27 protein-coding genes, 1 tRNA gene and 2 pseudogenes are annotated in these 23,890 nt (G+C 61.5%); 15 read left to right on the forward strand and 15 right to left on the reverse strand.

Annotated features, from left to right (window positions below; genetic code table 11):
* Positions 1-20: 20 nt before the first annotated feature.
* From RLEG4DRAFT_RS30860 to RLEG4DRAFT_RS30870, 3 genes are read right to left on the reverse strand one after another with little or no spacing between them, the layout of a single operon-like run.
* Entirely contained in the window at positions 21-1,334 is a 1,314-nt protein-coding gene (locus tag RLEG4DRAFT_RS30860; protein WP_003582671.1) for an HlyC/CorC family transporter, read from the reverse strand.
* Positions 1,331-2,461, reverse strand: coding sequence for a 3-dehydroquinate synthase (aroB, locus tag RLEG4DRAFT_RS30865; RefSeq protein WP_003582672.1), 1,131 nt, complete (start codon positions 2,459-2,461; stop codon positions 1,331-1,333). Before aroB ends, RLEG4DRAFT_RS30860 begins: the two co-directional genes overlap by 4 nt.
* Positions 2,458-3,048: a shikimate kinase gene (locus tag RLEG4DRAFT_RS30870; RefSeq protein ID WP_003582674.1), complete on the reverse strand. Its 591-nt coding sequence runs from the start codon at positions 3,046-3,048 to the stop codon at positions 2,458-2,460. Before RLEG4DRAFT_RS30870 ends, aroB begins: the two co-directional genes overlap by 4 nt.
* Positions 3,049-3,196: 148 nt before the next feature.
* On the opposite strand from RLEG4DRAFT_RS30870, the gene RLEG4DRAFT_RS41045 reads away from it, so the two are divergent.
* From RLEG4DRAFT_RS41045 to RLEG4DRAFT_RS30895, 5 genes are all read left to right on the forward strand, one after another.
* Positions 3,197-3,373 carry a hypothetical protein gene (locus RLEG4DRAFT_RS41045; protein WP_003582676.1) on the forward strand — a complete coding sequence of 59 codons (177 nt, stop codon included), beginning with the start codon at positions 3,197-3,199 and terminating at the stop codon, positions 3,371-3,373.
* A gap of 5 nt (positions 3,374-3,378) precedes the next feature.
* The gene (gene xerD, locus RLEG4DRAFT_RS30880; RefSeq protein ID WP_003582679.1) at positions 3,379-4,332 is read left to right on the forward strand and encodes a site-specific tyrosine recombinase XerD; all 954 of its coding nucleotides are present in this window, start codon (positions 3,379-3,381) and stop codon (positions 4,330-4,332) included.
* Positions 4,333-4,395: 63 nt separating this feature from the next.
* Positions 4,396-5,349, forward strand: a complete 954-nt coding sequence (locus tag RLEG4DRAFT_RS30885; RefSeq protein ID WP_003567102.1) for an acetyl-CoA carboxylase carboxyltransferase subunit alpha — start codon at positions 4,396-4,398, stop codon at positions 5,347-5,349.
* 234 nt (positions 5,350-5,583) lie between these two features.
* On the forward strand, positions 5,584-6,831 hold the full coding sequence (locus RLEG4DRAFT_RS30890; protein ID WP_037094390.1) for a L,D-transpeptidase family protein: 1,248 nt from the start codon (positions 5,584-5,586) through the stop codon (positions 6,829-6,831).
* 5 nt (positions 6,832-6,836) lie between these two features.
* Complete coding sequence (locus RLEG4DRAFT_RS30895; protein WP_003582682.1) at positions 6,837-7,061, forward strand: sulfurtransferase TusA family protein; 225 nt, start codon at positions 6,837-6,839, stop codon at positions 7,059-7,061.
* Positions 7,062-7,123: 62 nt separating this feature from the next.
* Here the strand turns inward: RLEG4DRAFT_RS30895 and RLEG4DRAFT_RS30900 are convergent, their stop codons facing one another.
* Together RLEG4DRAFT_RS30900 and RLEG4DRAFT_RS30905 are read right to left on the reverse strand one after the other, a co-directional pair.
* Positions 7,124-8,305, reverse strand: coding sequence for a CobW family GTP-binding protein (locus RLEG4DRAFT_RS30900; protein ID WP_003582683.1), 1,182 nt, complete (start codon positions 8,303-8,305; stop codon positions 7,124-7,126).
* An 18-nt stretch (positions 8,306-8,323) separates the two neighbouring features.
* A complete protein-coding gene (locus RLEG4DRAFT_RS30905) occupies positions 8,324-9,457 on the reverse strand; it encodes a D-alanyl-D-alanine carboxypeptidase family protein (RefSeq protein WP_003582684.1) in 1,134 nt (377 codons plus the stop codon).
* A 171-nt stretch (positions 9,458-9,628) separates the two neighbouring features.
* On the opposite strand from RLEG4DRAFT_RS30905, the gene RLEG4DRAFT_RS30910 reads away from it, so the two are divergent.
* From RLEG4DRAFT_RS30910 to RLEG4DRAFT_RS30940, 7 genes and pseudogenes are all read left to right on the forward strand, one after another.
* Positions 9,629-10,792: a M20 aminoacylase family protein gene (locus RLEG4DRAFT_RS30910; RefSeq protein ID WP_003582688.1), complete on the forward strand. Its 1,164-nt coding sequence runs from the start codon at positions 9,629-9,631 to the stop codon at positions 10,790-10,792.
* Positions 10,793-10,844: 52 nt separating this feature from the next.
* A tRNA-Arg gene (locus tag RLEG4DRAFT_RS30915) sits at positions 10,845-10,921 on the forward strand.
* Between the two features lie 398 nt (positions 10,922-11,319).
* Positions 11,320-11,688 carry an NIPSNAP family protein gene (locus RLEG4DRAFT_RS30920; RefSeq protein WP_003582690.1) on the forward strand — a complete coding sequence of 123 codons (369 nt, stop codon included), beginning with the start codon at positions 11,320-11,322 and terminating at the stop codon, positions 11,686-11,688.
* A pseudogene (locus RLEG4DRAFT_RS30925) lies at positions 11,685-11,974 on the forward strand (CopG family transcriptional regulator). Before RLEG4DRAFT_RS30920 ends, RLEG4DRAFT_RS30925 begins: the two are co-directional and overlap by 4 nt.
* A 69-nt stretch (positions 11,975-12,043) precedes the next feature.
* On the forward strand, positions 12,044-12,295 hold the full coding sequence (locus RLEG4DRAFT_RS30930; RefSeq protein ID WP_003582694.1) for a hypothetical protein: 252 nt from the start codon (positions 12,044-12,046) through the stop codon (positions 12,293-12,295).
* Positions 12,296-12,569: 274 nt separating this feature from the next.
* On the forward strand, positions 12,570-12,758 hold the full coding sequence (locus tag RLEG4DRAFT_RS47315) for a hypothetical protein (RefSeq protein ID WP_245277997.1): 189 nt from the start codon (positions 12,570-12,572) through the stop codon (positions 12,756-12,758).
* A 104-nt stretch (positions 12,759-12,862) separates the two neighbouring features.
* On the forward strand, positions 12,863-13,444 hold the full coding sequence (locus RLEG4DRAFT_RS30940; RefSeq protein ID WP_125869669.1) for a hypothetical protein: 582 nt from the start codon (positions 12,863-12,865) through the stop codon (positions 13,442-13,444).
* Here RLEG4DRAFT_RS30940 and RLEG4DRAFT_RS39465 read toward each other — a convergent pair.
* Together RLEG4DRAFT_RS39465 and RLEG4DRAFT_RS30945 are read right to left on the reverse strand one after the other, a co-directional pair.
* Positions 13,399-13,692 (reverse strand): annotated as a pseudogene (locus RLEG4DRAFT_RS39465) (hypothetical protein); the annotation flags it as partial. The gene RLEG4DRAFT_RS30940 and the pseudogene RLEG4DRAFT_RS39465 sit on opposite strands and share 46 nt — an antisense overlap.
* 80 nt (positions 13,693-13,772) lie before the next feature.
* Complete coding sequence (locus tag RLEG4DRAFT_RS30945) at positions 13,773-14,291, reverse strand: DUF2937 family protein (protein WP_003582699.1); 519 nt, start codon at positions 14,289-14,291, stop codon at positions 13,773-13,775.
* A gap of 245 nt (positions 14,292-14,536) precedes the next feature.
* On the opposite strand from RLEG4DRAFT_RS30945, the gene RLEG4DRAFT_RS30950 reads away from it, so the two are divergent.
* Both RLEG4DRAFT_RS30950 and RLEG4DRAFT_RS41050 read left to right on the forward strand, forming a co-directional pair.
* Positions 14,537-14,800 (forward strand): hypothetical protein, encoded by a 264-nt coding sequence (locus RLEG4DRAFT_RS30950; protein WP_003582700.1) that lies wholly within the window; start codon positions 14,537-14,539, stop codon positions 14,798-14,800.
* A gap of 105 nt (positions 14,801-14,905) precedes the next feature.
* The gene (locus tag RLEG4DRAFT_RS41050; protein WP_003582702.1) at positions 14,906-15,058 is read left to right on the forward strand and encodes a hypothetical protein; all 153 of its coding nucleotides are present in this window, start codon (positions 14,906-14,908) and stop codon (positions 15,056-15,058) included.
* A gap of 40 nt (positions 15,059-15,098) precedes the next feature.
* Here RLEG4DRAFT_RS41050 and RLEG4DRAFT_RS30955 read toward each other — a convergent pair whose 3' ends face one another.
* From RLEG4DRAFT_RS30955 to RLEG4DRAFT_RS30965, 3 genes are all read right to left on the reverse strand, one after another.
* On the reverse strand, positions 15,099-15,389 hold the full coding sequence (locus tag RLEG4DRAFT_RS30955; protein WP_003582704.1) for a BON domain-containing protein: 291 nt from the start codon (positions 15,387-15,389) through the stop codon (positions 15,099-15,101).
* A gap of 77 nt (positions 15,390-15,466) precedes the next feature.
* Positions 15,467-16,117, reverse strand: a complete 651-nt coding sequence (locus RLEG4DRAFT_RS30960) for a hypothetical protein (RefSeq protein ID WP_051040943.1) — start codon at positions 16,115-16,117, stop codon at positions 15,467-15,469.
* Positions 16,118-16,245: 128 nt separating this feature from the next.
* Positions 16,246-16,425 carry a hypothetical protein gene (locus tag RLEG4DRAFT_RS30965; RefSeq protein WP_037094394.1) on the reverse strand — a complete coding sequence of 60 codons (180 nt, stop codon included), beginning with the start codon at positions 16,423-16,425 and terminating at the stop codon, positions 16,246-16,248.
* A 71-nt stretch (positions 16,426-16,496) separates the two neighbouring features.
* Here RLEG4DRAFT_RS30965 and dxr point away from each other — a divergent pair, with 71 nt between their 5' ends.
* Complete coding sequence (gene dxr, locus RLEG4DRAFT_RS30970) at positions 16,497-17,687, forward strand: 1-deoxy-D-xylulose-5-phosphate reductoisomerase (protein WP_037094937.1); 1,191 nt, start codon at positions 16,497-16,499, stop codon at positions 17,685-17,687.
* A gap of 30 nt (positions 17,688-17,717) precedes the next feature.
* On the opposite strand, the gene RLEG4DRAFT_RS30975 is transcribed toward dxr, so the two are convergent.
* From RLEG4DRAFT_RS30975 to RLEG4DRAFT_RS30995, 5 genes are all read right to left on the reverse strand, one after another.
* A complete protein-coding gene (locus tag RLEG4DRAFT_RS30975) occupies positions 17,718-18,803 on the reverse strand; it encodes an ABC transporter ATP-binding protein (protein ID WP_003582713.1) in 1,086 nt (361 codons plus the stop codon).
* An 11-nt stretch (positions 18,804-18,814) separates the two neighbouring features.
* Complete coding sequence (locus tag RLEG4DRAFT_RS30980) at positions 18,815-20,737, reverse strand: glycoside hydrolase family 127 protein (protein WP_003582715.1); 1,923 nt, start codon at positions 20,735-20,737, stop codon at positions 18,815-18,817.
* Between the two features lie 19 nt (positions 20,738-20,756).
* A complete protein-coding gene (locus tag RLEG4DRAFT_RS30985; RefSeq protein WP_003582717.1) occupies positions 20,757-21,620 on the reverse strand; it encodes a carbohydrate ABC transporter permease in 864 nt (287 codons plus the stop codon).
* Positions 21,617-22,534: a carbohydrate ABC transporter permease gene (locus tag RLEG4DRAFT_RS30990; RefSeq protein ID WP_003582719.1), complete on the reverse strand. Its 918-nt coding sequence runs from the start codon at positions 22,532-22,534 to the stop codon at positions 21,617-21,619. Before RLEG4DRAFT_RS30990 ends, RLEG4DRAFT_RS30985 begins: the two co-directional genes overlap by 4 nt.
* 74 nt (positions 22,535-22,608) lie before the next feature.
* Entirely contained in the window at positions 22,609-23,847 is a 1,239-nt protein-coding gene (locus tag RLEG4DRAFT_RS30995; RefSeq protein ID WP_003582720.1) for an ABC transporter substrate-binding protein, read from the reverse strand.
* Positions 23,848-23,890: the final 43 nt, after the last annotated feature.

Here is a 23,890-nt window from a genome sequence, read left to right on the forward strand (position 1 = left end):
CGGCCGCAATCCAAGGCGGTTCAGCCCGGTTTTGCGCCGTCTTCCCCGGCGGGGCGGATGCGCAGCTTGGTAATGCGGTTCTTTTCCCGTTTCATGACGACGAAACGTTTGCCATAAAAGGTGAAGGCCTGACGCTCTTCCGGGATGGTCATCGATTCATGGATGACCAGGCCGGCAATCGTCGTCGCCTCCTCGTCGGGCAGGTTCCAGTCGAGCGCGCGGTTGAGGTCACGGATCGGCACGCCGCCGTCGACGACGACCGAACCGTCGGCCTCCTGGCGCACGCCCTGGATCTCGATATCGTGCTCGTCGGAAATATCGCCGACGATTTCCTCGAGAATATCCTCCAGCGTGACGATGCCCTGCACCTCGCCATATTCGTCGACGACGACGGCGAAATGCTGCTTGCGCCGCAGGAAGGCGTTGAGCTGATCTTCGAGGTTGGTGCTGTCGGGCACGAACCACGGCTTCTGCGCGATCTTGACGATATCGAGGTTCTGCGGCTCCATGTTCGGCTCGGCAAGCGCCCGCAGCAGATCCTTGGCGTGGACGACGCCGATGATGTTGTCGATCGTGCCGCGCCACAAGGGCATGCGCGTATAGGGGCTTTCGAGAATGGCGCGCACCACCGCCTCGGGCGGATCGTCGGCGTTGATCGCCCGCATCGCCGTGCGATGGACCATGATGTCGGAGAGTTCGAGTTCGCCGAGATCGAGGACGCCGCCGAGGCGGTCGCGGTCGGCCTTCACCACCGATCCCTCGCGGTGCAACAGGTCGACGGCGCCGCGCAGCTCCTCATGCGCCGTCAGCATCGATACCTCGCGCGAGAGGTTGATGCCGAACAGCGCCAGGATCCGGCGGACGATCGCATTGACGAAGGAGGAAACCGGGCCGACGACGAGAACGAAGAGCCTGACCGGAACGGCGACGGCAAGCGCGAAGCGGTCGGGTGTCGAAATCGCCCAGCTCTTCGGCAGCACTTCGGCGAAGATGACCAGGATGACGGTCATCGCCAGGGTCGCCAGCGCCACGCCGGAACTGCCGAACAGGCCGAGGAACAGGCTGGTGGCGATCGAGGAGGACAGGATATTGGCAAGATTGTTGCCGATCAGCAGCGCGCCGATCAGCCGGTCGCGGCGCTCGATCAGCTGCCGGACGAGGCCGGCGCGTTCGTCGCCGTTGACCTCAAGCGTATGGATGCGGCTGCGCGACACGGCGGTCAGCGCCGTCTCCGAGCCGGAAAAGAAGGCGGACATCAGCACCAGCGCCGTGATCGAAAGGATCTCCGGCCAGTATGTCGCAAGAAATGCCAGAGCGCCTTCGATCGTCGTCAAGGATGTTTTTCCCGGAGAAAGCTGATCACTTCGGAGGCCGGAACGTCGTCGGCGACGAAGGACTGACCGATGCCGCGCGTCAGGATGAAGGTGAGCTTGCCGCTCTTGACCTTCTTGTCCTGGGCAATCGCATCCATCAGCGTTTCGGCCGGCGGCAACTCGCCTGGAATGTCGGACATGCGGGTCGGCAGGCCGACTTCCTGCAGATGCCGTTCGACGCGGCGCGCATCGTCGGGGCTTGCCAGGTTCATCCGCGCCGAGAATTCGTGTGCCAGCACCATGCCGATCGAAACGCCTTCGCCATGCACGAGGCGGGAGCTGTCATAGGCGGTCGCCGCCTCCAGCGCATGGCCGAACGTATGGCCGAGATTGAGCAGCGCCCGCTGGCCGTTCTCGCGCTCGTCGGCAACGACGACATCGGCCTTCGCCTGGCAGCTGGCGGCAATCGCTTCGATGCGGGCCGAGCCGCCCGTGAAAACCGCCTTCCAGTTGGCTTCCAGCCAGGCGAAGAAATCCGGCTTGTCGATCAGCCCGTATTTGACGACCTCGGCGTAACCGGCGCGGAATTCGCGTTCGCTGAGCGTATTCAAGACATCCGTATCGGCCAGAACCAGATCCGGCTGGTGGAAGACGCCGATCAGGTTCTTGCCATGGCGGGAATTGATGCCGGTCTTGCCGCCGACGGAGGAATCGACCTGCGACAGCAGCGAGGTCGGCACCTGCACGAAGCGCACGCCACGGCGCACGATGCCAGCCGCAAATCCGGAGAGATCGCCGATAACGCCGCCGCCGAGCGCGATGACGCAATCGTTACGCTCGACGCGGGCTTCGAGCACCTTGTCGCAGGCGGTCATCAGATGTTCGAAGCTCTTGGTCTTCTCGCCGGCCGGCAGCACGACCGCAGCCGAGGCGATGCCCGCTTCCTCAAGACTTGCAACAAGCGCCTTGAGATAGAGCGGCGCAACATTTTCGTCGGTGATAACAGCCGCCTTGCGGCCCTTGAGGCGGGAGGCGATTTCGGCGCCGGCCTGCGCGATCAGCCCCGGCCCGATCAGGATGTCATAGGCGCGCTCGCCGAGCGGCACATGCACGGTCTGGACTGATGAGGCGGAGGGTATCGCATTCATGACGCTGCATTTTCCTTCTGAGCTTCGATCACCGCTTTCAGCACCTCGTCGGCCATGATTTCCTTGCGCACGTCGCGCGACAGCACGGTGAGATCGGCCTGCGCATAGATCGGGTAGCGCGCATTCATCAGGCCTTCGAGCGTCTGTTTCGGATTTTCGGTCTTGAGCAAGGGCCGCGTGTCGCGCTTGTTGACCCGCTCCCAGAGCACGTCCAGATCCGCCTTCAGCCAGACGGAGACGCCGCCCTTCCTGATATGCCTGCGCGTCCGTTCGTTGATGAAGGCGCCGCCGCCGGTCGAGACGACCCGCGGCCCGCCCTTGAGGAGCCGCTTCATCACCCGCGTTTCCAGCGCCCGGAATTCCTCCTCGCCATAGGCCGCGAAAAGTTCGGCGATCGTCATGCGCGAAACGCGCTCTATTTCGTGGTCGCTGTCGATGAAGGGAATGCCGAGCTGGCTGGCGACGATGCGGCCGACGGCGGATTTTCCCGCTCCCATCAGCCCGACGAGGATCAGATTGCGTGAACCGAGCGCGGCGCGAGCTCTGTCTCTCAGGCTGTCAGCAACGGTCAGCAGTGGTTCACTCATCGGTCCATTCACACTTTGTTTGCAAACCGTATCGACAAATGCAGGTAGAGCGTCAAGTCGCGGACAAGGGAATCATGGCTTGAATACCGCTTCTTGCACTTGCAGATACGCTTCTTATAACAGAAGCAGAGCATGAAGGAGTTGCCGGATGCCGACCCTGTTCCGTTTTCTGTTCGTCTGCGCGATCCTCGCCGGGACGGTCTACGGAGCGATGTGGGCGCTTGTGACCTTCGTCGAGCCGCAGCCGCGTGACGTGACGATCCGTATTCCGTCCGAGCGGGTCAATCCGCCGGCGACGGGCACGATCGACACGACCAGGAAGTGACCGCCATGGTGGATCTTAGCCGCGTCCATGTGGAATCCTTCCTGGAGATGATGAGCGCCGAGCGCGGCGCGGCCGTCAACACGCTGCAATCCTATGAGCGCGACCTCGACGATATCCATTCGTTCCTGACCGGGCGCAGCGTGCGGCTGACCGAAGCCGCCTCCGCCGATCTGGCCGCCTATCTCGCCTCGCTCGCCCGAAAGGGTTTCAAACCCTCCTCGCAGGCGCGCCGGCTGGCGGCCATGCGGCAGTTTTACAAGTTCCTCTACGCCGAGGGCCTGAGGACCGACGACCCCACAGGCATTCTCGATGCGCCGAAGAAAGGCCGGCCGCTGCCGAAGACGATGGGCGTCGAGGAGGTCGGCAAGCTGCTTTCGCAGGCTGAGGCCGAGGCAGGCAATACGGCGCCGGGCCAGCTGCAGCGCCTGCGCATGCTGGCGCTGCTGGAGCTGCTCTACGCCACCGGCATGCGTGTCAGCGAACTGGTTTCGCTTCCCGCCCGCGTGCTCGACCAGGAAGGCCGTTTCCTGATGATCCGCGGCAAGGGCAACAAGGAACGGCTGGTGCCGCTGTCGCAATCGGCGATATCGGCGCTGAAATCCTACGGGCGCCTGCTGGCGGCGGAAAAAGCCGCGGCCAAGGAGCCGCGGGAAAGCCCCTGGCTGTTTCCCGCCGCCTCGAAGGAGGGCTATCTGCCGCGCCAGGTTTTCGCCCGCGACCTGAAGAACCTGGCGATCCGCGCCGGCCTGACACCGTCGATGATCTCGCCGCATGTCATGCGCCACGCCTTTGCCAGCCACCTGCTGGCCAATGGCGCCGATCTGCGCGTCGTGCAGGAACTCCTCGGCCATTCGGACATTTCGACCACACAGATTTACACGCATGTCCTCGAAGAGAGGCTGCAGCAGCTCGTCCAGACGCATCACCCCCTTGCCAAACAGGCGAAAAAGCACGAATAGGACCGGCGACAAGGGGCGGAGCCAGGAAAACGCCCCGTGGCACAAGGAACGGAAACGCACCTCATGCACAATTATCTCGACTTCGAAAAGCCGATCTCCGACCTCGAAGGCAAGATTATCGAGCTGAAGAAGCTCGCAACGGAAGACGAGAGCATCGACACCACCGATGAGATCGGCAGGCTGGAAGTTCGCGTCCGCGAGGCGATCGTCGAAATCTATTCCAAGCTCAATCCCTGGCAGAAGACCCAGGTCGCCCGCCATCCGCAGCGCCCGCATTTCGTCGACTACGCCAAGACGTTGTTCCAGGAATTCACGCCGCTCGCCGGCGACCGCAAATTTTCCGAGGACGCCGCGATCCAGGCGGGCCTTGCCCGCTTTCGCGGCCAGCCCGTCGCCGTCGTCGGCCAGGAAAAGGGCAACGATACCAAGACCCGCCTGAAGCACAATTTCGGCAGCCCCCGCCCGGAAGGATACCGCAAGGCGATCCGCATCCTCGAAATGGCCGATCGTTTCGGCCTGCCGGTGATTTCGCTGGTGGATACGGCAGGCGCCTATCCCGGCGTCGGCGCCGAAGAGCGCGGCCAGGCCGAGGCGATCGCCCGCTCGACGGAAATGTGCCTCGGCATCAAGGTTCCGCTGGTTTCCGTCGTCATCGGCGAAGGCGGCTCGGGCGGCGCCATCGCCATCGCCACCGGCAACAAGGTCTATATGCTCGAGCATTCGATCTACAGCGTCATCTCGCCGGAAGGGGCCGCCTCCATCCTCTGGCGCGATTCCACCCGTGCCCGGGAAGCGGCGACCAACATGAAGATCACCGCCGAAGACCTGAAATCGCTCGGCGTCATCGACGGCATCATTTCCGAGCCGCTCGGCGGCGCGCATCGCGACCCCGACAGCGTCATCGCCGCGACCGGCGACGTGATCGCCAATGCGCTCGGCGAAATGGCCTCCCGTTCCGGCGAGCAGCTGCGCAACGAGCGCCGCCAGAAATTCCTCAATATGGGCCGCAATCTCTAGAAGCCGAAAATCGCTCACAGTTTTCGGCCCCATATCCGAGACAAGTTCGGCTTTCATCGATTGGGGCCAAATCTTGGCCACATTGATATTATCTGTAACATTCGCGCTTGCGGGGATGTTCAGGGCACGTCATAGGCTGGTAAGGATTTGTAAAGTATAAGCCGCCTATGATTCCGTCTGATGCCCGAACTCCATAGGCGGACCGGGTCGCATTATCTTTATGGGCTAGTTTGGATGCGCATACGTTATTTTGCCTATGTTTCCCTCATGGCGCTGGCTCTGACCGGCTGCAATGACGCGTTGGAAACCGCGCAGGTCGATCTCTCCAAGGTCAAGAACAAGGTCGAGCAGCCGCTTCCCTCGCATATTCTCACCGCCATGGCCGCCAAGGGCATGGACCGCAATTCGCCGATCATGATCCGCATCTTCAAGGAAGAAGGTGCCATGGAGATCTGGAAGGCGAAGACCGACAACCGTTTCGACAAGATCGCCGATTACAAGATCTGCGCCTGGTCCGGCCGTCTCGGCCCCAAGGTAAAGACCGGCGACCGGCAGGCGCCGGAAGGTTTCTACGACCTGACGCGCGCCAACCTGAACCCCAACTCGAAATATTATCTGGCGATCAACACCGGCTTCCCGAACCGCTACGACGCGGTGAACGGCCGCTCCGGCTCGGATCTGATGATCCACGGCGCCTGCTCGTCCTCCGGCTGCTATTCGATGACCGACCAGCAGGTGCTTGAAATTTACGCCTTCGCCCGCGACGCCTTCAAGGGCGGCCAGGCGACGGTGCAGCTGCAGGCCTTCCCCTTCCGCATGACGGCGGAAAACATGGTCAAGCATCGCCTCGACACGAACTACGACTTCTGGAAGATGCTGAAAGTCGGCTACGACAATTTCGAAGTGACGAAGCGCCCGCCCGAGGTGAATGTCTGCGAGAAGAAATACGTCTTCAACCAGCAGGCAAGCGATGGCGGCGCCTTCAATGCCGGCGGCAAATGCCCGGCCATGTCGACACCGCCGGCGCTGACGGCAGCCCTTGCCTCCTACGGCAAGACCTATGATGCCGACTATGCCAAGGCGATGAGCAAATTCGACGGCATGGCCTGGTACGACCCGTCCGAAGCCGAGCGCAAGGCCGTCGTTGCCAAGACGCGCAAGGGCCGCGAACTGGCTTATGCCCCGACCGGCACCTCGCTGGAAGCAGGCCGCATGGTCAAGGTCGCCGAACTCGAAGACCTGATGGCCAAACGCACCGCCCAGGGCCTCGCCGCCAAGACCGCGCCGGGCGCCACGCCGGCAGCAGCTCCTGCCCAGCCGCAGGCAGCGGCGGAGCCGCAGGCAGTGGCAGTCGCTGCCGCGACCCCGGCGGCCGTGCCGGTGCCGACGCCGAACCCGCTGGCCTATACGGCGCCAGAGCCGCAGGAAACGGCGGAAGCCGCGGCAAAGAAGCCGTTCTGGAAATTCTGGGCGCGGAACTGAACGGCTTGAACCCCGTTCTCTACGATCTCCGCGGCCTGAAATGCCCCTTCCCCGTGATCAAGACGCGCAAGAAGCTTGCCGCCATGGCAAGCGGCACCCTCATTCGCGTCGACACCACCGACCCGCTGGCGGTGATCGACATGCCGCATTTCTGCAATGAGGACGGCCACGAACTGATCGAGACCGAAAAGACCGAAACCGGCCACCGCTTCCTGATCCGAAAGGGCTAAAGCTCTTTGTTTTTGCGCATGTCATTATCCCGGAACCGCTACACACTTCCCGGCGACATGCTTTAAATTCGCATTCCCGGAATGGCGAGCGGATTGTCGGCGAGCGCTGCGCGATCCGGCCTGTCGATGCGCGGCTTGCCGAGAAAGGCGTCGAAAAGATCCTTCACGAAGGCTTCGGGCAGATCCCTGGTGATCAGCACCATGCGCGTGCGCCGGTCTTGCGGATCCGGCCAGGCGGGAAGCCGCACCGGCGGATGGAAGATGCTTTGCACACCGTGCAGCACCAGCGGCCGGTTCGGGCGGTCGGAGACGGAAACGATCGCCTTCATCCTCAGCAGCTTCTCGCCATGGGCCGAACGCAGGAGATCGATGAACATGTCGAGCGCCATCGGATCGATCGGCTTCTCCTCGATGATCGAGAAAGAGCGGATCGAGGCATCGTGACGGTTGACGTCGTGCGCGTCCTGGTGGCCATGAGCGTGATGATCATGATGGTGGTGGCCGTGATGATGGCCATCATGATCGTGATCGTGGCCATGGCCACCATGATCGTGATGATGATGCGCCTCGTGGGCGTCCTCGTCGTGCAGCCAGCGGCCGACATCGGCGATCTTGGTCGTGGGATCATAGAGCCCGTTGACCAGCACCGCGGCACTGCCCGCCTCGGCGCTGTCGGCATCCATCATCGCCGCGCGCGGATTGAGCGCCCGCAGGCGCTTTTCCAAAGCATCCGTCCCGCCGGCCATCGCCTTTTTCGAGACGATCAGCCGGTCGGCGACCGCTGCCTGTTTGCGCGCTTCCTCGTGATTGTCGAGCGTCTGCAGCCCGTTCACCGCATCGATCACGGTGACGACGCCGTCGAGCTCGAAATTCGTGGCAATGACGGGATTGCCCATGATCGCCTGCATGACCGGTGCGGGATCGGCAAGGCCGGTCGTTTCGATGACGACGCGCTTCACCGGCTTGACGCGGCCTGTCTGCACGGCATCCATGAGGTTCGCCAGCGTATCCACCAGCTCGCCGCGCACGGTGCAGCAGAGGCAGCCGTCGGAGAGTTCGATGATCGAATCGCCTGAACTTTCGACCAGCAGATGATCGATGCCGACATCGCCGAATTCGTTGATGATGACGGCCGCATCCTTCATCACCGGATCTTTGAGGATGCGGTTGAGCAGCGTCGATTTGCCGGCGCCGAGAAAGCCGGTCAGAATGGTGACCGGAATCCTGTCGTTAAGCGCGCTCATGTCATTTGACCTTGAAACTTAAAAGGATGTCGGGCGCGGCATCGGCACCGGCACGTTGGCGATCCCTCCCGCCGTATCGCCGGTTGCCACCTTTTCCGGCTGTGCCGCCGGCTGCGGATCCTGACCGGGAATGAGGCCGGCAAAGACGAAGCGCGGATCGTGGTCCATTTCCAGGATATAGGGCGACTGCACCCGCATGCGGCCGACCTCGTCGCGCGTTTCGCTGCGCACCTTGGCGCCCTTGGCGCTGCAGATGTCGGCGGAGATGTCGGTCACCTGGTCCTGTCCCTGCCCGTAGGGCTTCAGCGAACCCAGCGTTTCACTGCCGGGAAATTGGGTGGTGAAGCCCTTCTGCAGAAGGTTCGCCGTTGCGTCGGCGCGCGCCGCAAGGCTCTCGGTGCCGAGCACGACGGAGACGAGGGTGCGGCCGTTGCGGGTTGCCGAACCGATCTGGTTGAAGCCCGAGGCGCAGATGAAGCCGGTCTTCATGCCGTCGGCGCCGGCGAAGCGGCCGATCAGCATATTGAGGCTCGGCACGTTCTGCTGGCCGTTGGTGAAACCTTCAAGCGCGAAATAGCCGGCATATTGCGGAAAATCGCGGCGCAGCGCCACCGTCAGCACCGCAAGATCGCGGGCCGTCGTATACTGCCCCTTACCCGGCAGGCCGTTCGGATTGACGAAATGCGAGTCCGTCATGCCGAGCTTCAGCGCCTCGCCGTTCATCCGGGTGACGAAACCTTCCTGCGTGCCGCCGATGGCTTCGGCGACCGCAACGGCAATGTCGTTGGCCGATTTCACCATCAGGATCTTCAGGGCGCTGTCGAGCGTCAGCTTCTGTCCCGGCTTGAAATACATCTTGGCGGCCGGCTGCGCGGCGGCGCGCTTGCTCATGACAATCGGGGTATCGAGGCTGATCTGGCCGGCGCGGATCGCGTCGAACACGGTATAGACGGTCATCAGCTTGGTCAGCGAGGCCGGATACCATTTGCGGAAGGCTTCGTCATGTTCGAGCACGCGGCCGGTCTGCACATCGACGAGAATATGCGGATTGGCCTGGGCAAGCGAAACGGAGGCCAGAAAAACGGCAGTCGCCGCTGATACGAAAGAAAGCGGCCGCATGGCAGCAAACAAACGGAAGTGGCTCGTCGACACGGTTCGTCCTTCAGATATCAGGAAAATCTCGAAATCTTCCCCTATTTAGCCTATATGGCTATGACATGGCAAAGGTCATTGACTAAGTAATTTCCAAAAGCCTCACAGCCCAGCCTCAACACCCTTGTGATGCGATGAAGATTGCCGGGATTTCATAACAGGAACGTCAGTATGCCGATTTTGAACAGAGCCGCGGAATTGCAGGACGAGGTCGCCGAATGGCGCCGCCACATCCATGCCCGGCCCGAGCTGCTTTTCGCGGTGGAAAACACCGCCGCCTTCGTCGCTGAAAAACTCAAGGAATTCGGCGTCGACGAGATCGTCACCGGCATCGGCCGCACCGGCGTCGTCGGCCTGATCAAGGGCAAGGGCGAAGGCCGCCGCACCGTCGGCCTGCGCGCCGACATGGACGCCCTGCCGCTCACCGAAATCACCGGAAAACCCTGGGCCTCGAAGACGCCGGGCAAGATGCATGCCTGCGGCCATGACGGCCACACCGCCATGCTGCTCGGCGCCGCGAAATATCTGGCCGAGACCCGCAATTTCAACGGCAATGTCGCCGTCATCTTCCAGCCCGCCGAAGAAGGCGGCGGCGGCGGCAACCTGATGGTCAAGGACGGCATGATGGAGCGCTTCGACATCGAAGAGGTCTACGGCATGCACAACCTGCCGGGCCTGCCCGTCGGGCAGTTCGCCACCCGCAAGGGCGCCATCATGGCGGCGACCGATGAATTCACCGTCACCATCAAGGGCCGCGGCGGCCACGCCGCCCAGCCGCACCGGACGATCGACCCGATCGCCATCGGCGCCCAGATCGTCGCCAACCTGCAGATGATCGCCTCGCGCACCGCCGATCCGCTCAGCTCGGTCGTCGTCTCGGTGACCAAGTTCAATGCCGGTTTTGCCCATAACGTCATTCCGAACGATGCGACTTTCGCCGGCACCGTCCGCACCCTCGACCCCGAGGTGCGCACGCTGGCCGAGACGCGGTTCCGACAGATCGTCGAGGGCCTGGTTGCCGCCCACGGCGCCGAAGCCGAGATCAGCTTCCACCGCAACTATCCCGTCACCGTCAACCATCCCGACGAGACCGAGCATGCGGTGGCCACCGCCGCCGCCATTGCCGGCGAGGCCAACGTCAATGCGGAGATCGACCCGATGATGGGCGGCGAGGACTTTTCCTACATGCTGAACGCCCGCCCCGGCGCCTTCATCTTCATCGGCAACGGCGACAGTGCCGGCCTGCACAACCCGGCCTATGACTTCAACGACGAAGCCATCACCCACGGCATCTCCTACTGGGTCCGCCTCGCCGAACAACGGCTCGGCCTCTGACAACAATTAAGGCTTGGCTTCGCGCCAAGCCTTTTGTATGCATGGCTTTAGTGGTCCCGTAGCTCAGCAGGATAGAGCACCAGATTCCTAATCTGGGGGTCACGCGTTCGAATCGCGTCGGGATCACCATTTATTTTCAAATACTTAAGGTGCTTCGTGAAGGCACTGAAACAATGAAAACGCGGCTCGGGCTAACGTCGGGCTTACTAAATTGAATTCTCGTCGCGACCATTCGGCCCCGCCAGCAAGTTTCGAGCGCTTCGGGAGGCGATGGATGCAAAGGTTCCGGAGCTATCGACTATAGCGCCGGGAACATTTCGACGGCCGAAGCCCGCGATTCGATCATCGAACGGCAAATGCACGCGGCCGATGTATTGCGCCTCTTTCACCGCGCTCTCGGCGATGCTTCCCGTTATGCTGAAGGGCGGCGCCGGACTATTGATTACCTTATGGAAATTTATAAGCTGCCCTCATTCCGAGAGCGGTTTGAGGACGCTCCATGGGGCATCCAGCATGAGGAGCATCCGATGATCCACGAATTGCGCATCTATACATGTCTGCCGGAGAGGCTGCCGGCACTGCAACAGCGTTTCGAGACCGCGACGCTGGCGATCTGGGAACGCCTCGGCATCCGTTCACTCGGCTTCTGGACGACGATGATCGGTTCTTCCAGCAACGATCTGACCTACCTGATCGAATGGCGTTCGCTGGCAGAGCGCGAGCAGAAATGGGCCGAGTTCATCGCCGATCCGGAGTGGCAGGAAGCGAAGGCGAAGAGCGAGGCGGATGGGCCCATCGTGGCCAACATCGTCAGTTCGCTGTTGAAGCCGACTCGCTTCTACCGCGGCTTTTCCAAACCGTCGGAAAACGGTTACGGCCGGCCCGAGACACCATGACGATGCCCGACATGTCCACCCCCTCGAAGACGCCGCCGATCGGATCGCGGATGTTTCTCGTGCTGATCTGCAGATCATGCTTCGCCGCGCGGCGCTGCTGTTGCGGAACTCGGGATCGATCGCCTTCGACGAGGACATCGAAGAAGCTCTGCGGGATCTTTCCGGCGACTTCGGCAAGACGCGCAACGATACCGTTAGGTTCATCGTCCGGGAGTGGATGGAGAAGAACACCTACCTGCCGGTGCACGTGCTCGATGAGGATGGCGCTGTTGATGGAAATGCATAGAACAGCCGGTTTTTGCGCTGCCGTAGCTCAGCGCGTCGAGTCTTTGCAGTGCGGAGGAGCATAACTTCAATGACACCAGAAGAAAGAACGATTTTGAAGGCTCTGGCTCACATGTGTCTTCAATACATGGACGACGGCGCGGAAGGCCTAGTTCACAAGTCAATGAGCGCCGGCGAAAGTGCGGTCGAAGTGTTGGCATCCTACGGCTTGGTCAAGCCGGAGCCAGGTGGCGGGTTCTGGACCGATGAAGGTTTGCGTCTGCTGGACGACGAATGGGCATCGGATCGTGCGAGTTTCCTGCAGCGCATGTCAAAGCCCTGAAAGCCTTGCTAATCGGCTCGGATGGCCCCGCTAACCGTGCAAGAGAGGTCGTTACTCGATCGTGCGTAAGGTATTGTTCGCGGCATTAGCCATCATAATCTTCTTCCCTGTACTGCTTTTTGTCGCATTTCCGGTCGAGTATCTCCGGGAGTTCGGACAATATGAGCAATCTCAATCTCTTAATCGGATGGCGGTCCCTATCGCCATATTCTATATTCGGCATGATATAAGATATGCTTGCGGCAACGAGACGTACTTCAGAAATTACAATGCTATGAACTTCTTCGATGATCTGCCGCTTTCGCGGGAAGACGAGCTCAGGCTTCAGTCACAAGACAAGATTGCGCGCCTCTTTTTAAGTGACGCGGTGTACGACGAGAACGAGTACCTCGACTCGCTTCGCACCGTGACGGCTTATAATTTGGTCGTGGCCTCCAAATGCTTGCGGAAGCCGGCGTCCTGAAAGCCTCAACTGGCGATCGGGCCAACCTTTGATAACCTGATACCGGCAGCTTCTCTCCGCGCCTCGACCAAAATGCTAGAGCGTCCAGCGAAAGGCGGTGAGACGTGAGTGATATTACGGTAGACAGCATGAAGGCGCGAACCACTGAGAGTGACTTCTATTCAAATCTCTCAACAGACGATCCGCCGTCCGAATTTCTTCAAATCATCGGAAGCATCACGATCCGGTGGAGCATGATCGAGTCTATTCTGACCGAGCGTTTAATTCTTGAGTCACGCGTGGAGGATGGAATTGGAAACTTCTTGGTGGCACCGATGGATGGCACGACGAGATTTCAAAGGCTCATCTCGATTCTAAAGTTTAGAAATGACCCGGCTTGGCAAAACTACAGCGCAGTCTTTAAGGCCTGTGGAGGAGCAAAATCGATGAGAAACATCTTCGCTCATTGGGGTTATATGGGCTTTGATGAAGAAACTGATCACGTCTTTTTCTTTAACAATAACGCTCCATCCGTAAGTGACGATGGTAAATTTTCCGTTCCGACCAAAGCGTACTCGTTACAGGCTCTGCGCCGTCTCGATTACGCTTCGAAAGCGATCTTGCACGTCATCCGATATGGGACACCTCCCGCCGACCTTGATCAAAGCTCAGTAGACAGCTTAGCCGCGGAGGATGGCGCCGACTGAATCGCAAACCTAATTCGGTCAACAATGTTCAGTCGTCGTGGACAGTGAGGCCTTAAAAGACGCAACTTCCCATCATGCGTCCACGCCCGGTATTCGATCTCAGCAACAAGCTCCGGGCGGACGAACACCGCATTTCGCTTCCTGTCGGTATCGACAGCGGGCTTGCCGGCGATCCGCTTCGGCCGCTGGCGAACAATAAGATTGTCTTGCTGCCGCCGCAGCCTACGCTGATTTGAGCAGGTGAAGCCAAGTTTGCAATTGCGAGAGTAGGGCTCAAACGGACGGACGTGATCAACCTATGTGGATCAGCAGTCTGCGCTCGCCGCCGTCAACTCACCCGACGAACGCCCTTCGGTCTCCGCACAACCCGCCGCGCACCCAATCCCAACAGCGCCGCCACAACCCAGCCACCGATAAAACCGATCGCGCCCCAGACAAGCCCTGCAAAGCTGACCGGCACGCCCGGCACAAAATCCCGCCAGGTATTGGCGAAAACGACGTCGTCCGGCTCCCGCAACAAGACGAAGGGCTTGGCGACGGGGGCGGCGGTGCCGAGTTTCAGTTGCTGCGACAGCAGCGTTTCGTAGCGCGTGATCGTGCTCTGCATCGACACGCCGCGGTCGCGCAGGAAATCGTCGGAGGATTGCGCATAGGTGTTCAGCGCCTGCTGGCGGTCGAGATGGTGGTCGGCTGCCTGGGTGTTGAAGTCCTCGACGATGACGCGCAATTCGTCGATCGCGCCGCCGATCCGCTGGCGGTATTGCTGCGCAAATTCCGGCGCCTGCGAAAAAACCGTACCGCCGGCAAGGCCGGCGACGATGGCGATGATCCTTGCAATCGGTCCCATTCTCGATGCCTCCGGCTCTCCTCAGCGCCAAGCGCGTTGCGATCTTTCAGATAGGCTGGTCGCGCTTCAGATCTTTGTTCTACGCATGTCGTTATCGCAAAACCGCGGACACTTTTGCACGACATGATTTAACGATCCGCAGCCGCAAAGGTTTCTCTTCGACACAATCGGTAATGCTATGTGATTGAACCGACAGCGCTTCCAGCGAGTTGCTCCCGTGAACAACTGAGAAAGAGAGGCTTGTCATGAAACAGATTATCATTGCCTGCACACTCGCTGCCGCATCCATTTTTTCCGCCGTGCCGTCCCAGGCGGCCAGCGTCACCATCACCACGGATGACGCCCGCCCCTACTATCGTGATGCGGAACGGCCCTATTACCATGCGGAGCGGCCCTATTACCGCGAGCGTATGCGGGCGCGCCACGTGTCCCGCGACTGCTTCACCAAGACGGAAAAAATCCGCCGCCACGGCCACACGGTCATCAAGGAAACCAGGGTCTGCCGATAAGCGATCCACCCACGAAGCCCGGCCGATCAGCCGGGCTTTTCATTTGATTGGGGGATGCGGAACTTCGGCCATATCGGCCGCGTTATGGGCGAAAGGAGAAGCGTCATGCGTATCAAGCTCAGTCTTTTGGCAATCGCCTATGTCGCCGTCAGCGCGGTGCTGCTCACCATCGCCTATCACCCGCAGGGATCGGGTGCCATGCAGAAAACCGATCGCCTGGCCGGTTCGTCCTTCCTGGTCGAACGTTTCGCCGGTTGATCGGCTGAGCGTTGGATTGAGAGACGCGAAAGCGCCCCCGTCAATGCCGCTCATTGATCGGAGGACCGCCGAGCAGTATCCGGTTCTGCACCGAATGCACGCCTTCGACGGCCATGGCAACCGCGGTCGCCCGCTCGATCTCGCCGACGGTGCCGACCGTACCGGTCAGCACGATCTGATCATTTTCCATCGTCACTTCGACATCGGCCGCATCGATGCCGCCGGCAATTGCCAGGGCATTGGCGACGGCCGCTTCGACCGATGCGCGATTGGAAATTTCCGCTTCCATCTCGGGCTCGAGCCCGTGAAATGTCTGTTCCTTGAAAACCATGATATTTTTTCTCCATAGCACCTGGGCGTCAAACCTGGGGAAGAAACGCCCGTCGGCTGGATTTGGTTTCAGGCCCGCTACCAATTGAGGCGATAGCGCAGATTGACGCTGCCGGCCTCAGCTGGTGAAAACGGATTGCTCACCGAGGCATCGAGATTGAGGTTCGGCAGGATCGCCTGGTTGACGGCAACCGAACTCGAAAAATCGCCGCTGGTATTGCTGATGCCGGCCCCCGCCGAAAGCGACGTTCCCGTCCAGGGATGGATCAGCTTTAGCGCCTGCGACGCCGTCACCGAGGCCTGTTTGATATCGACCGCGTCATATTGGACACTGATCGACCGGCTCGATTGCATGTCGAGCGAATCCGACAGAATCCAGCTGCGCGAGCGGCTGAGCGTCAGCGCGCCGCTGCCGCGCAGCGTATCGACACTGATCCTTGCGCCCCGCTGCGATTGGCCTGCCGGCGTGACGTTGGTCCTGACGATCCTGCCCCAGAGCATGGCCTGCTCGGAATCGGGCAGCGGCGCCCCGCCTGTGGTCGAGGCCAGCGCAATATCGGCACCAGCGCTGGTTTCCCATTCGGCCGGCAGGCGAAAACCCATCGTCGCCTTGTAGGAGCGGTCGGAGAGTTTTGCCGGGGACCAGATCACCAGGTCATCGGCCTTTGCAGCTGACGTAAGCGACGGCAGGACCGCCAAAAGAAAGCATGCTGTTTTGAATATCGTCATGAAATCCAACTTTTTGACCGGGCACAGGGCTGCAGCGCCGAAACCGCAACGACACGTATGAATGCGCTCGCAGCGAACGCGATGAGGGATCGCGGCCAAGCCGTCTATCCCGGTTTCATCCTCGATTTTCATGTTTGGCCGAAGGCCGCCGGGCACCTCAGTGCCTGTTCCTCGATGGACGCCGCGGCGCCCCGAATTGCCTCTGCGACCGTGAACGGCGCGGCGAATTTCGAATCCGCCAGCAACATGACAAGGATCACATCCAGCCGCGGCTCTGTAAACCCCTTGAGGGAGGAAATCTGCTGCACCGCACACTTGCCGCCCCCTGCAAAGCCTAGTAGAGCCTGAGCCTACAAGGGAAATTTTCGCGAAATTGCAGATAATGACCGGCAAAACCGCGCCGCGGCGCCTCAGCATCTTCGGCTCGACCGGCTCGATCGGCCGGAACACGCTCAATGTCGTCGATCATCTGGGCGGACGGGAGAACTTCGAAATCTCGGTGCTGACCGGCAACGGCAATGTCGAATTGCTGGCCAAGCAGGCGAAAGCCTCTAGCGCTGGGATGGCGGTGACGGCAAACGACCGGCATTACGAATCGCTCAAAAGCGCACTGTCCGGCAGCGGCATTGCGGTCGCCTCCGGAAAATCCGGCCTGATGGAAGCAGCCGACCGCGAAGCCGACTGGGTGATGGCGGCGATCGTCGGCACGGCCGGCCTGGCGCCGACGCTGGCCGCAGCCAAGCGCGGCGCCGATATCGCCCTTGCCAACAAGGAATGCCTGGTCTCGGCCGGCGATCTGTTCATCGCAGCGATCCGCAAGGGCGGCGGCCGTCTGCTCCCCGTCGATAGCGAACACAATGCGATTTTCCAGGTGCTGGAGGAAAACCAGCGCCATGCCATCGAGCGGGTTGTGCTGACGGCCTCGGGCGGCCCGTTCCGCACCGCTTCGCGGCAAGAAATGGCCGGGGTGACGGTGGAAACCGCGCGCGCCCATCCGAACTGGTCGATGGGATTGAAGATCTCGATCGACAGCGCCTCGATGTTCAACAAGGCGCTGGAGATGATCGAAGCCCGGCATCTGTTCGGCCTGACGCCCGAACAGATCGAGGTCATCATCCATCCGCAATCGATCATCCATTCGATGGTCGGCTATACCGACGGTTCGGTGCTGGCTCAGCTCGGCGCGCCGGATATGCGCACCGCGATCGGCTATGCCCTGTCCTTTCCGCTCCGGCCGAACCTGCCGATCGAGCGGCTGGATTTCGCCAAGCTCGCCAGGCTCGATTTCGAGGCGCCGGACGAAGTTCGGTTTCCGGCATTGCGGCTCGCCCGCCTGGCGATGACGCGCGGCGGTGTTCAAGGCGCGGTGCTGAACGGCGCCAAGGAAGTGGCGCTCGAAGCCTTCATCGAGGGGCGGCTGCCCTTCCTCGCCATGGCCGAGATCACCGAAAGGGTCATGGACGATCTGGCCGGCCTGCCGCCGGCAGCCGGGATGGACGATGTCTTTGCCGCCGACATCGAGGCCCGGCAGCGAGCTGCGGCGCTGATGAAACTGGACCTCGCCAGCTGAACCGCTTGGCGGTGATAGCGAGATCAGCGGTTACCGCAATCGGTTCCCGCCTTCGTCGAACAACCGGCAATCCGACGGCTCGAATAACAGGCTGACCTCTTCGCCCGCCGCGATGCTGATCGGTGAGCGGTGTTCGACGGTCAGCGACTGGCCATCAGCAAGCTGGCAGTAGAGATACTGCGTTCCCCCGAGATATTCCGAGAAATCGACCTTGGCCGTCAGCTTGCCCGACCGATCGGGCGCCACCTTCAGATGCTCCGGCCGCAGACCGAGCGTCACCGCGCCTCCGGCCGGCCGGGCCGTGCTGATCAAGGCGGTTTCGATGCGGGCGCCGGCGACCTCGACCGATCCCCCCTCGCCCCAGCGGGCATTCAGCAGGTTCATCCTCGGCGAGCCGATGAAACCGGCCACGAAGGTATTGGCAGGATCTTCGTAGATCTGCCGCGGCGTTCCGGCCTGCTCGACCCGGCCGTCGCGCAGCACGACGATCTTGTCGGCAAGCGTCATCGCCTCGGTCTGGTCGTGGGTGACATAGATCATCGTGTTGCCGAGCTCGCGGTGCAGGCGGGCGATCTCGATGCGCATCGACACCCGCAATTCCGCATCGAGATTGGACAGCGGCTCGTCGAACAGAAAGACATCGGGCTTGCGCACGATCGCCCGGCCGATCGCCACGCGCTGGCGTTGGCCGCCGGACAGCTGGCCGGGCCGCCGGTCGAGAAGATGGTCGATCTTCAGGATCGCCGACGCCGCCTTCACCCGTGTCTCGATCTCGGCGGCATGGGTGCGCGCCATCTTCAGCCCGAAGGCCAGATTGTCGCGCACGCTCATATGCGGATAGAGCGCATAGGACTGGAAGACCATGGCGATGCCGCGCTCGGAAGGGTCAAGATCGGTGACCATGCGGCCCTTGATCTCAACCTCGCCGTCGGTGACGTCTTCAAGGCCGGCGATCATGCGAAGCAGCGTCGATTTTCCGCAGCCGGACGGGCCGACGAAGACGACGAATTCGCCCTCTTCGATCGTCAGGTCGATCCCATGGACCACCTGCAGATTGCCATAGCTTTTTCGCACGTCCTGGAGCACGACGCTCTTGTTAGCCATACCGTTCGTCATCCCCAAACGACCTACTTGTCCGCCTGGACCCAGACGAGCATCTCTCCGGGCGCGCGGTTGTCCCAGAGATGATAGGGCACGAAACGCGCCGTGGCGACCTGCCTTTCAGCCGGCGCCTGGCGATAAAGCGGCGTTCCCCAGTTCGACGTCTCCTCGCGCTCGACCTTGAGATCGAGGGCAACGGCATCGTTGAGATCCTTCAGCACGACGGTCTCGGCGGCTGGGAGTTCGCGGGGCAGGACGATGGCGTTGAGGTCGGCGCCATTGTCCGTCGTCTCGACGCAGTAGACCAGCGGGCCGCGCATCAAGGCGACGCGGCCGGCATCCTGGCGCACCTTCGGATTGGCATATTGCGGGCGCAGCGAAAGCGGCAGGTGGAGAGCGACGCTATCGCCGTCGGCCCATTGGCGATCGATCCGGGCATATCCGTCGCGCATGGTGGCAGCGAGATCGAGCTTTTCTCCATTGACGCTGAGGGTGGCACCCTCCGCCCAATCGGGAATGCGCAGCGACAGCGCAAATCTTGCCGGCTTTTCCAGCCTGGTGGTAAAGGCGACCGCGCCGTCCCACGGATAGTTGGTCACCTGCTGCAGTTCCACTTCAGCGCCGTTGGCAAGCTTCAGCCGGGTGGTGCTTTCGCCATAGAGATGCACGGCGATTTCGTCGTCGGCAACGGCATACATGTAGGAGCCGATCGACGTCACCAGCCGGGCGATATTCGGCGGGCAGCAGGGGCAATGGTGCCATTTCCAGCGGTGGTGCTTGCCGGCGCTTTCGAGCGGATTGTCGTAGAAGAAGGTCTTGCCGTCGGTGGAAAGGCCGGGCAGCGCGCCGTTATAAAGCGCCTGTTCCATGATGTCGGCATAGCGCCGGTCCGGGCCGCGGCCGAGCATGCGGCTCGCCCAGAACACCAGGCCGACCGAGGCGCAGGTCTCGGCATAGGCCGTATCATTGGGCAGATCGTAATAGTCGGTGAAGCCTTCATTGGAGGCCGCCGGGCCGATGCCGCCGGTGATGTACATCTGCTTGGTGGTCAGATCATCCCAGAGCGTTTCCAGCGCTGCCGTCAGGCTGTCGTCCTTGTATTCGGTGGCGATGTCGGCCATGCCGGAATAGAGGTACATGGCGCGCACGGCATGGCCGACGACCTTGGTCTGCTCGCGCACCGGCTGGTGTGCCTGGCCATATTCATAGGTCTTCTGATGGAAATCGGCAGCGCTCCGGCCGTCGCGAGCCGCCTCGGCCGTGAAGAAGTGCGGCTCGGTGCCGCGCTCGTCGATGAAGAATTTCGACAGGTCGAGATATTTCTTCTCGCCGGTGACGCGGGCGAGCTTGACCAGCGCCAGCTCGACCTCCTCATGGCCGCAATAGCCGGGGAGCTGGCCTTCGCCATGGCCGAACATGGTGATCATGTAATCGGCAAAGCGGCTCATAATATCGAGCAGCTTGCGTTTGCCGGTCGCCTGGTAATAGGCAACCGCCGCTTCCATCAGATGGCCGGCGCAATAAAGCTCGTGATGATCGCGCAGGTTGGTCCAGCGGCGGGCGGGCTCGACGCGCTGGAACCAGGCATTGAGATAACCGTCCTTATCCTGCAGCCTCTCATACATGTCGATGATCTCATCGGCGCGCGCCTCCAGCTTCGGATTCGGCCGGCGATAGAGCGAATAGGCGATGGTCTCGATCGACTTGCCGAGGTCGGAATCCCAGAACATCTGCGTCGTCCCGCCCCAGGGCTGAATCGGAATGACGACGCCGGGGCTCGGCTGGTTGACGTCGATCGCCTTCAGCATGCCGGCCTCGACGCAGCGGTCGAGCAGGGTCTCGGCGGTGGAATTGCAGACGGCGTCCTGCCATTTGCCCCAGAAGCCGCCGAGCTCCACATCGGGAACGGCGACGGGGCGAAACTGGCGGTCGTTGCTTGATTTGGTCATGGGCTCGATTTTCCCTCGGTTATTTCACCGCGCCGGCCATCAGCCCGCGCATGTAGTAGCGTTGCAGGAGCAGGAAGACGATCAGGCAAGGGATCGTCATGACGACGACGCCGGCCTGTACCGCTCCCCAGTTGATGGCGCCGAGCCGTCCGGCGCGAACCGCCGTCATCAGCACCGGCAATGTGTATTTCTCATTGCTGGAGAGCAGCACCAGGGCGGCCAGAAACTCGTTCCAGGCATTGAGGAAGGCAAAGATCGCCACCGTCGCCACGCCTGGAAGCACCAGCGGCAGCAGCACGCGGGCCAGAAGCCGGAGGTCGCGCGCACCGTCGATGCGTGCGGCCTCTTCGATCTCCTTCGGCACCGCATCGAAGGCGTTGCGCATCATGAAAACCGAGAAGGGCAGCTGCAGCGTCACATAGACCAGCGTCAGCCCGAGCAGCGAATTGTTGAGGCCGAGCTTTGCCAGGATGATGAAGAGCGGCGTCAGGATCGACTGGAACGGGATCATCAGCGTGGCGATGATCAGCACGAAAAGCGCATTCTTCATCGGGAAGCGGTAGCGCGAGAAGCCGTAACCGGCGAGCAGGCTGACGGTGACGGTCAGCACCACGGTGGCGACCGAGACGAACAGCGAATTGATCATGTGCCGCCAGATGCCGGCGCCGAACGTATCGAGCAGCGCATAGGAATCGATGCTGACGCCCGAGGTCGGCCATGGCGGCAAGGGCGGCAGACTGGCCTCGGTGCCATGCCGGAAGGAGGACAGCAGCGTGATCGCGAAGGGCGCCAGGAAGAAGATCGAGATGGCGATGCCGGTGAGGTGATAGGCGGACTTCGTCCGGATGGCTTTGCGGGCGCGGCGTTGCCGTGAGGTGCTCATGAACGTTCCTCCCCGACGCGCAGCAGCCAGAGCTGCACGATGCTGATCGCCATCAGGATGGCGAGCAGCACGATCGAGAGTGCCGCGCCGTAACCGAGATTGAACGACACGAAGGACTGGTTGAAGATGTAGTAGACCACCGAGATCATCTTGTTCTGCGGGCCGCCCGAGGTCATGATGTAGAACTGGTCGAAGGCGAGGATCGAGCCGGTGACCGAGACGATCAGCGCCAGGGCGATCGTCTTGCGCATCAGCGGCAGCGTCAGATGCCGGAAACGCTGCCAGCGGCCGGCGCCGTCGATGCGGGCGGCCTCCGTCAGTTCGGACGGAATGGCCTGCAGCCCGGTGAGAAGAATGATCATGGTGAAGCCGGCGATCTTCCAGACGACCATCACCACGATCGTCAAAAAGGCGGTGTCGAAGGTCGCCAGCAAATTGGGGCTCTTTTCGACAAGACCGAGCGCTTTCAGGGCCGGGCCGATGAAGCCGCTATCGACATTGGCAAGCCAGACCCAGAGCAGCGAGGCGGTGGCAAGGCCGACGACGACGGGCAGGAAGATGATGGTGCGATAGGCGCCGACGAACTGCCGCTCCTTCTCGACGAAGATGGCGAGCGGAAAGGCAATGGCGAAGATGGCGATGGTGACGATGACGGTATAATAGGCGGTGAAATTCAGCGCCGTCACGAAGCGGCTGTCGTTGACCATGCGATAATAATTATTCAAGCCGATCCAGCGCGACGCCCCCATCAGCGGCCAGTTGTGCAGGCTCATCCATCCGGTGAACAGAACCGGCATGATGAAGAAGACGATGACCAGCGCCATGGCCGGCGCGATATAGGCAAGGCCGCGCCAGTTCGATTGGCGCCGTCGCCTGCGCCGAGGCAATAGAATCTCTGAACCGGAACCGGTCATCGAAACGCTCCGCATCTGTCGGTTGGGATTGGCCGGGAAGCTGCCACCGCTCCCCGGCCGCGGCCGGGAGAGAGTTATTGGCCGCTATCGATGATCGATTGCATTTCCGACTGGGCGCTCGAAAAGGCGCCGTCGACATCGTCGCCGAAGATCGCGGCGTTGGTGAAGCTCGCCCACGGACCGTTGGCGCTGTTGATCAGGTCGTTGAACTGCAGCGTATAGGGCGTCTTGGCGACACTGATCGCCTTGAGGCCGACCTGCATGCGCGGATCGAGACCTTCCAGCACCTTATCGGCAATATCGCCGCGCGTCGGCAGGCTGCCGTATTTCGCCATGATCTTCTGGCCGTCCTCCGAATAGACATATTCGAGGAAGCCCTTCACCGCGTCGATCTTCTTGGTGCCCTTGGTGATGACGAAATTGTCGCCGCCGGCAAAGGACGAAGGCTTGCCGTCGACGCCGGGGATGAGCGTCACGCCGAAGTTGATGTCGGGATGCTCGGTCACCAGCGTGCCGATGGCAAAGGCGCCGAGGCTCTGCTGGCCGATCTTGCCATTGGTGAAGGTCAGGAAGTTGGCGCCGGTGTCGCTGGCCGCACCCGCCGGCACCAGGTCCTTCTTGACCATGTTGCGGTAGATGTCGACGGCCTTGCGCATCTGCGGCGTATCAAGCGTCGCCTTCTTGCCGTCGGCCGACAGGATGTCGGCGCCGGCACCCCAGGTGAGCGGCGTGAAGGTGAAGATCATGCAGCCACCGCAGCCGCCGCCGGAGAAATAGAAGCCGTAGGTGTCGTCACCCAAAGCCCGGATCTTCTCGGCATTGGCGGTGATTTCGTCCCAGCTGACCGGCGCCTTATCGGGGTCGAGACCGGCCTTCTTGTAGAGATCCTTGTTCCAGGCAAAGACCGAGGTTTCCACCGAGAGCGGCAGGCCGTAGATCTTGTCCTGATAGGTGCCGAGGCGGACATGCGAGGGCGACAGCGAGTTGAAATAGGGCAGCGATTTCGCCCAGTCCGTCAGGTCTTCCAGCTGGCCGGCCGCAGCAAAGGCGGGGTTATAGATCAGATCCATCGACAGGGCGTCGGGCGCCTGTCCGCCGGCGATCGCCGTTGCGTATTTCTGCACCAGTTCGGAGAACGGCACCTCGGTCATCACGACCTTGTTCTCATGGCTGGAATTATAGGCTTCGACGACCTTCTTGAAGGCATCGCCGATGCCCGAACGAACCCACATTTCGACATTTTCAGCCGCCGACGCAGCCGAAAACAGACATAAGGTAGCGATGCTGGTCGCCGCCAATAGACGCTTGATCATGACACTCCTCCCGATATGGCGCATCTCCCTGCGCCCTTGCTCA

The sequence above is a fragment of the Rhizobium leguminosarum bv. trifolii WSM2297 genome (genome assembly GCF_000271845.1).

Bases quoted from the DNA above. Each gene is read 5' to 3' on its own strand.
- RLEG4DRAFT_RS47315 (WP_245277997.1), top strand. From the start codon at position 12,570: ATGAACTTCTTCGATGATCTGCCGCTTTCGCGGGAAGACGAGCTCAGG.
- RLEG4DRAFT_RS30955 (WP_003582704.1), bottom strand. From the start codon at position 15,389: ATGGTTTTCAAGGAACAGACATTTCACGGGCTCGAGCCCGAGATGGAA.
- RLEG4DRAFT_RS30885 (WP_003567102.1), top strand. From the start codon at position 4,396: ATGCACAATTATCTCGACTTCGAAAAGCCGATCTCCGACCTCGAAGGC.
- RLEG4DRAFT_RS41045 (WP_003582676.1), top strand. From the start codon at position 3,197: ATGCCGACCCTGTTCCGTTTTCTGTTCGTCTGCGCGATCCTCGCCGGG.
- xerD (WP_003582679.1), top strand. From the start codon at position 3,379: ATGGTGGATCTTAGCCGCGTCCATGTGGAATCCTTCCTGGAGATGATG.
- RLEG4DRAFT_RS30990 (WP_003582719.1), bottom strand. From the start codon at position 22,534: ATGACCGGTTCCGGTTCAGAGATTCTATTGCCTCGGCGCAGGCGACGG.
- RLEG4DRAFT_RS30890 (WP_037094390.1), top strand. From the start codon at position 5,584: ATGCGCATACGTTATTTTGCCTATGTTTCCCTCATGGCGCTGGCTCTG.
- RLEG4DRAFT_RS30945 (WP_003582699.1), bottom strand. From the start codon at position 14,291: ATGGGACCGATTGCAAGGATCATCGCCATCGTCGCCGGCCTTGCCGGC.
- RLEG4DRAFT_RS30985 (WP_003582717.1), bottom strand. From the start codon at position 21,620: ATGAGCACCTCACGGCAACGCCGCGCCCGCAAAGCCATCCGGACGAAG.
- RLEG4DRAFT_RS30995 (WP_003582720.1), bottom strand. From the start codon at position 23,847: ATGATCAAGCGTCTATTGGCGGCGACCAGCATCGCTACCTTATGTCTG.
- RLEG4DRAFT_RS30975 (WP_003582713.1), bottom strand. From the start codon at position 18,803: ATGACGAACGGTATGGCTAACAAGAGCGTCGTGCTCCAGGACGTGCGA.
- RLEG4DRAFT_RS30910 (WP_003582688.1), top strand. From the start codon at position 9,629: ATGCCGATTTTGAACAGAGCCGCGGAATTGCAGGACGAGGTCGCCGAA.
- aroB (WP_003582672.1), bottom strand. From the start codon at position 2,461: ATGAATGCGATACCCTCCGCCTCATCAGTCCAGACCGTGCATGTGCCG.
- RLEG4DRAFT_RS30870 (WP_003582674.1), bottom strand. From the start codon at position 3,048: ATGAGTGAACCACTGCTGACCGTTGCTGACAGCCTGAGAGACAGAGCT.
- RLEG4DRAFT_RS30980 (WP_003582715.1), bottom strand. From the start codon at position 20,737: ATGACCAAATCAAGCAACGACCGCCAGTTTCGCCCCGTCGCCGTTCCC.
- RLEG4DRAFT_RS30930 (WP_003582694.1), top strand. From the start codon at position 12,044: ATGACACCAGAAGAAAGAACGATTTTGAAGGCTCTGGCTCACATGTGT.
- RLEG4DRAFT_RS30900 (WP_003582683.1), bottom strand. From the start codon at position 8,305: ATGAGCGCGCTTAACGACAGGATTCCGGTCACCATTCTGACCGGCTTT.
- RLEG4DRAFT_RS30960 (WP_051040943.1), bottom strand. From the start codon at position 16,117: ATGACGATATTCAAAACAGCATGCTTTCTTTTGGCGGTCCTGCCGTCG.
- RLEG4DRAFT_RS30950 (WP_003582700.1), top strand. From the start codon at position 14,537: ATGAAACAGATTATCATTGCCTGCACACTCGCTGCCGCATCCATTTTT.
- RLEG4DRAFT_RS30920 (WP_003582690.1), top strand. From the start codon at position 11,320: ATGATCCACGAATTGCGCATCTATACATGTCTGCCGGAGAGGCTGCCG.
- RLEG4DRAFT_RS41050 (WP_003582702.1), top strand. From the start codon at position 14,906: ATGCGTATCAAGCTCAGTCTTTTGGCAATCGCCTATGTCGCCGTCAGC.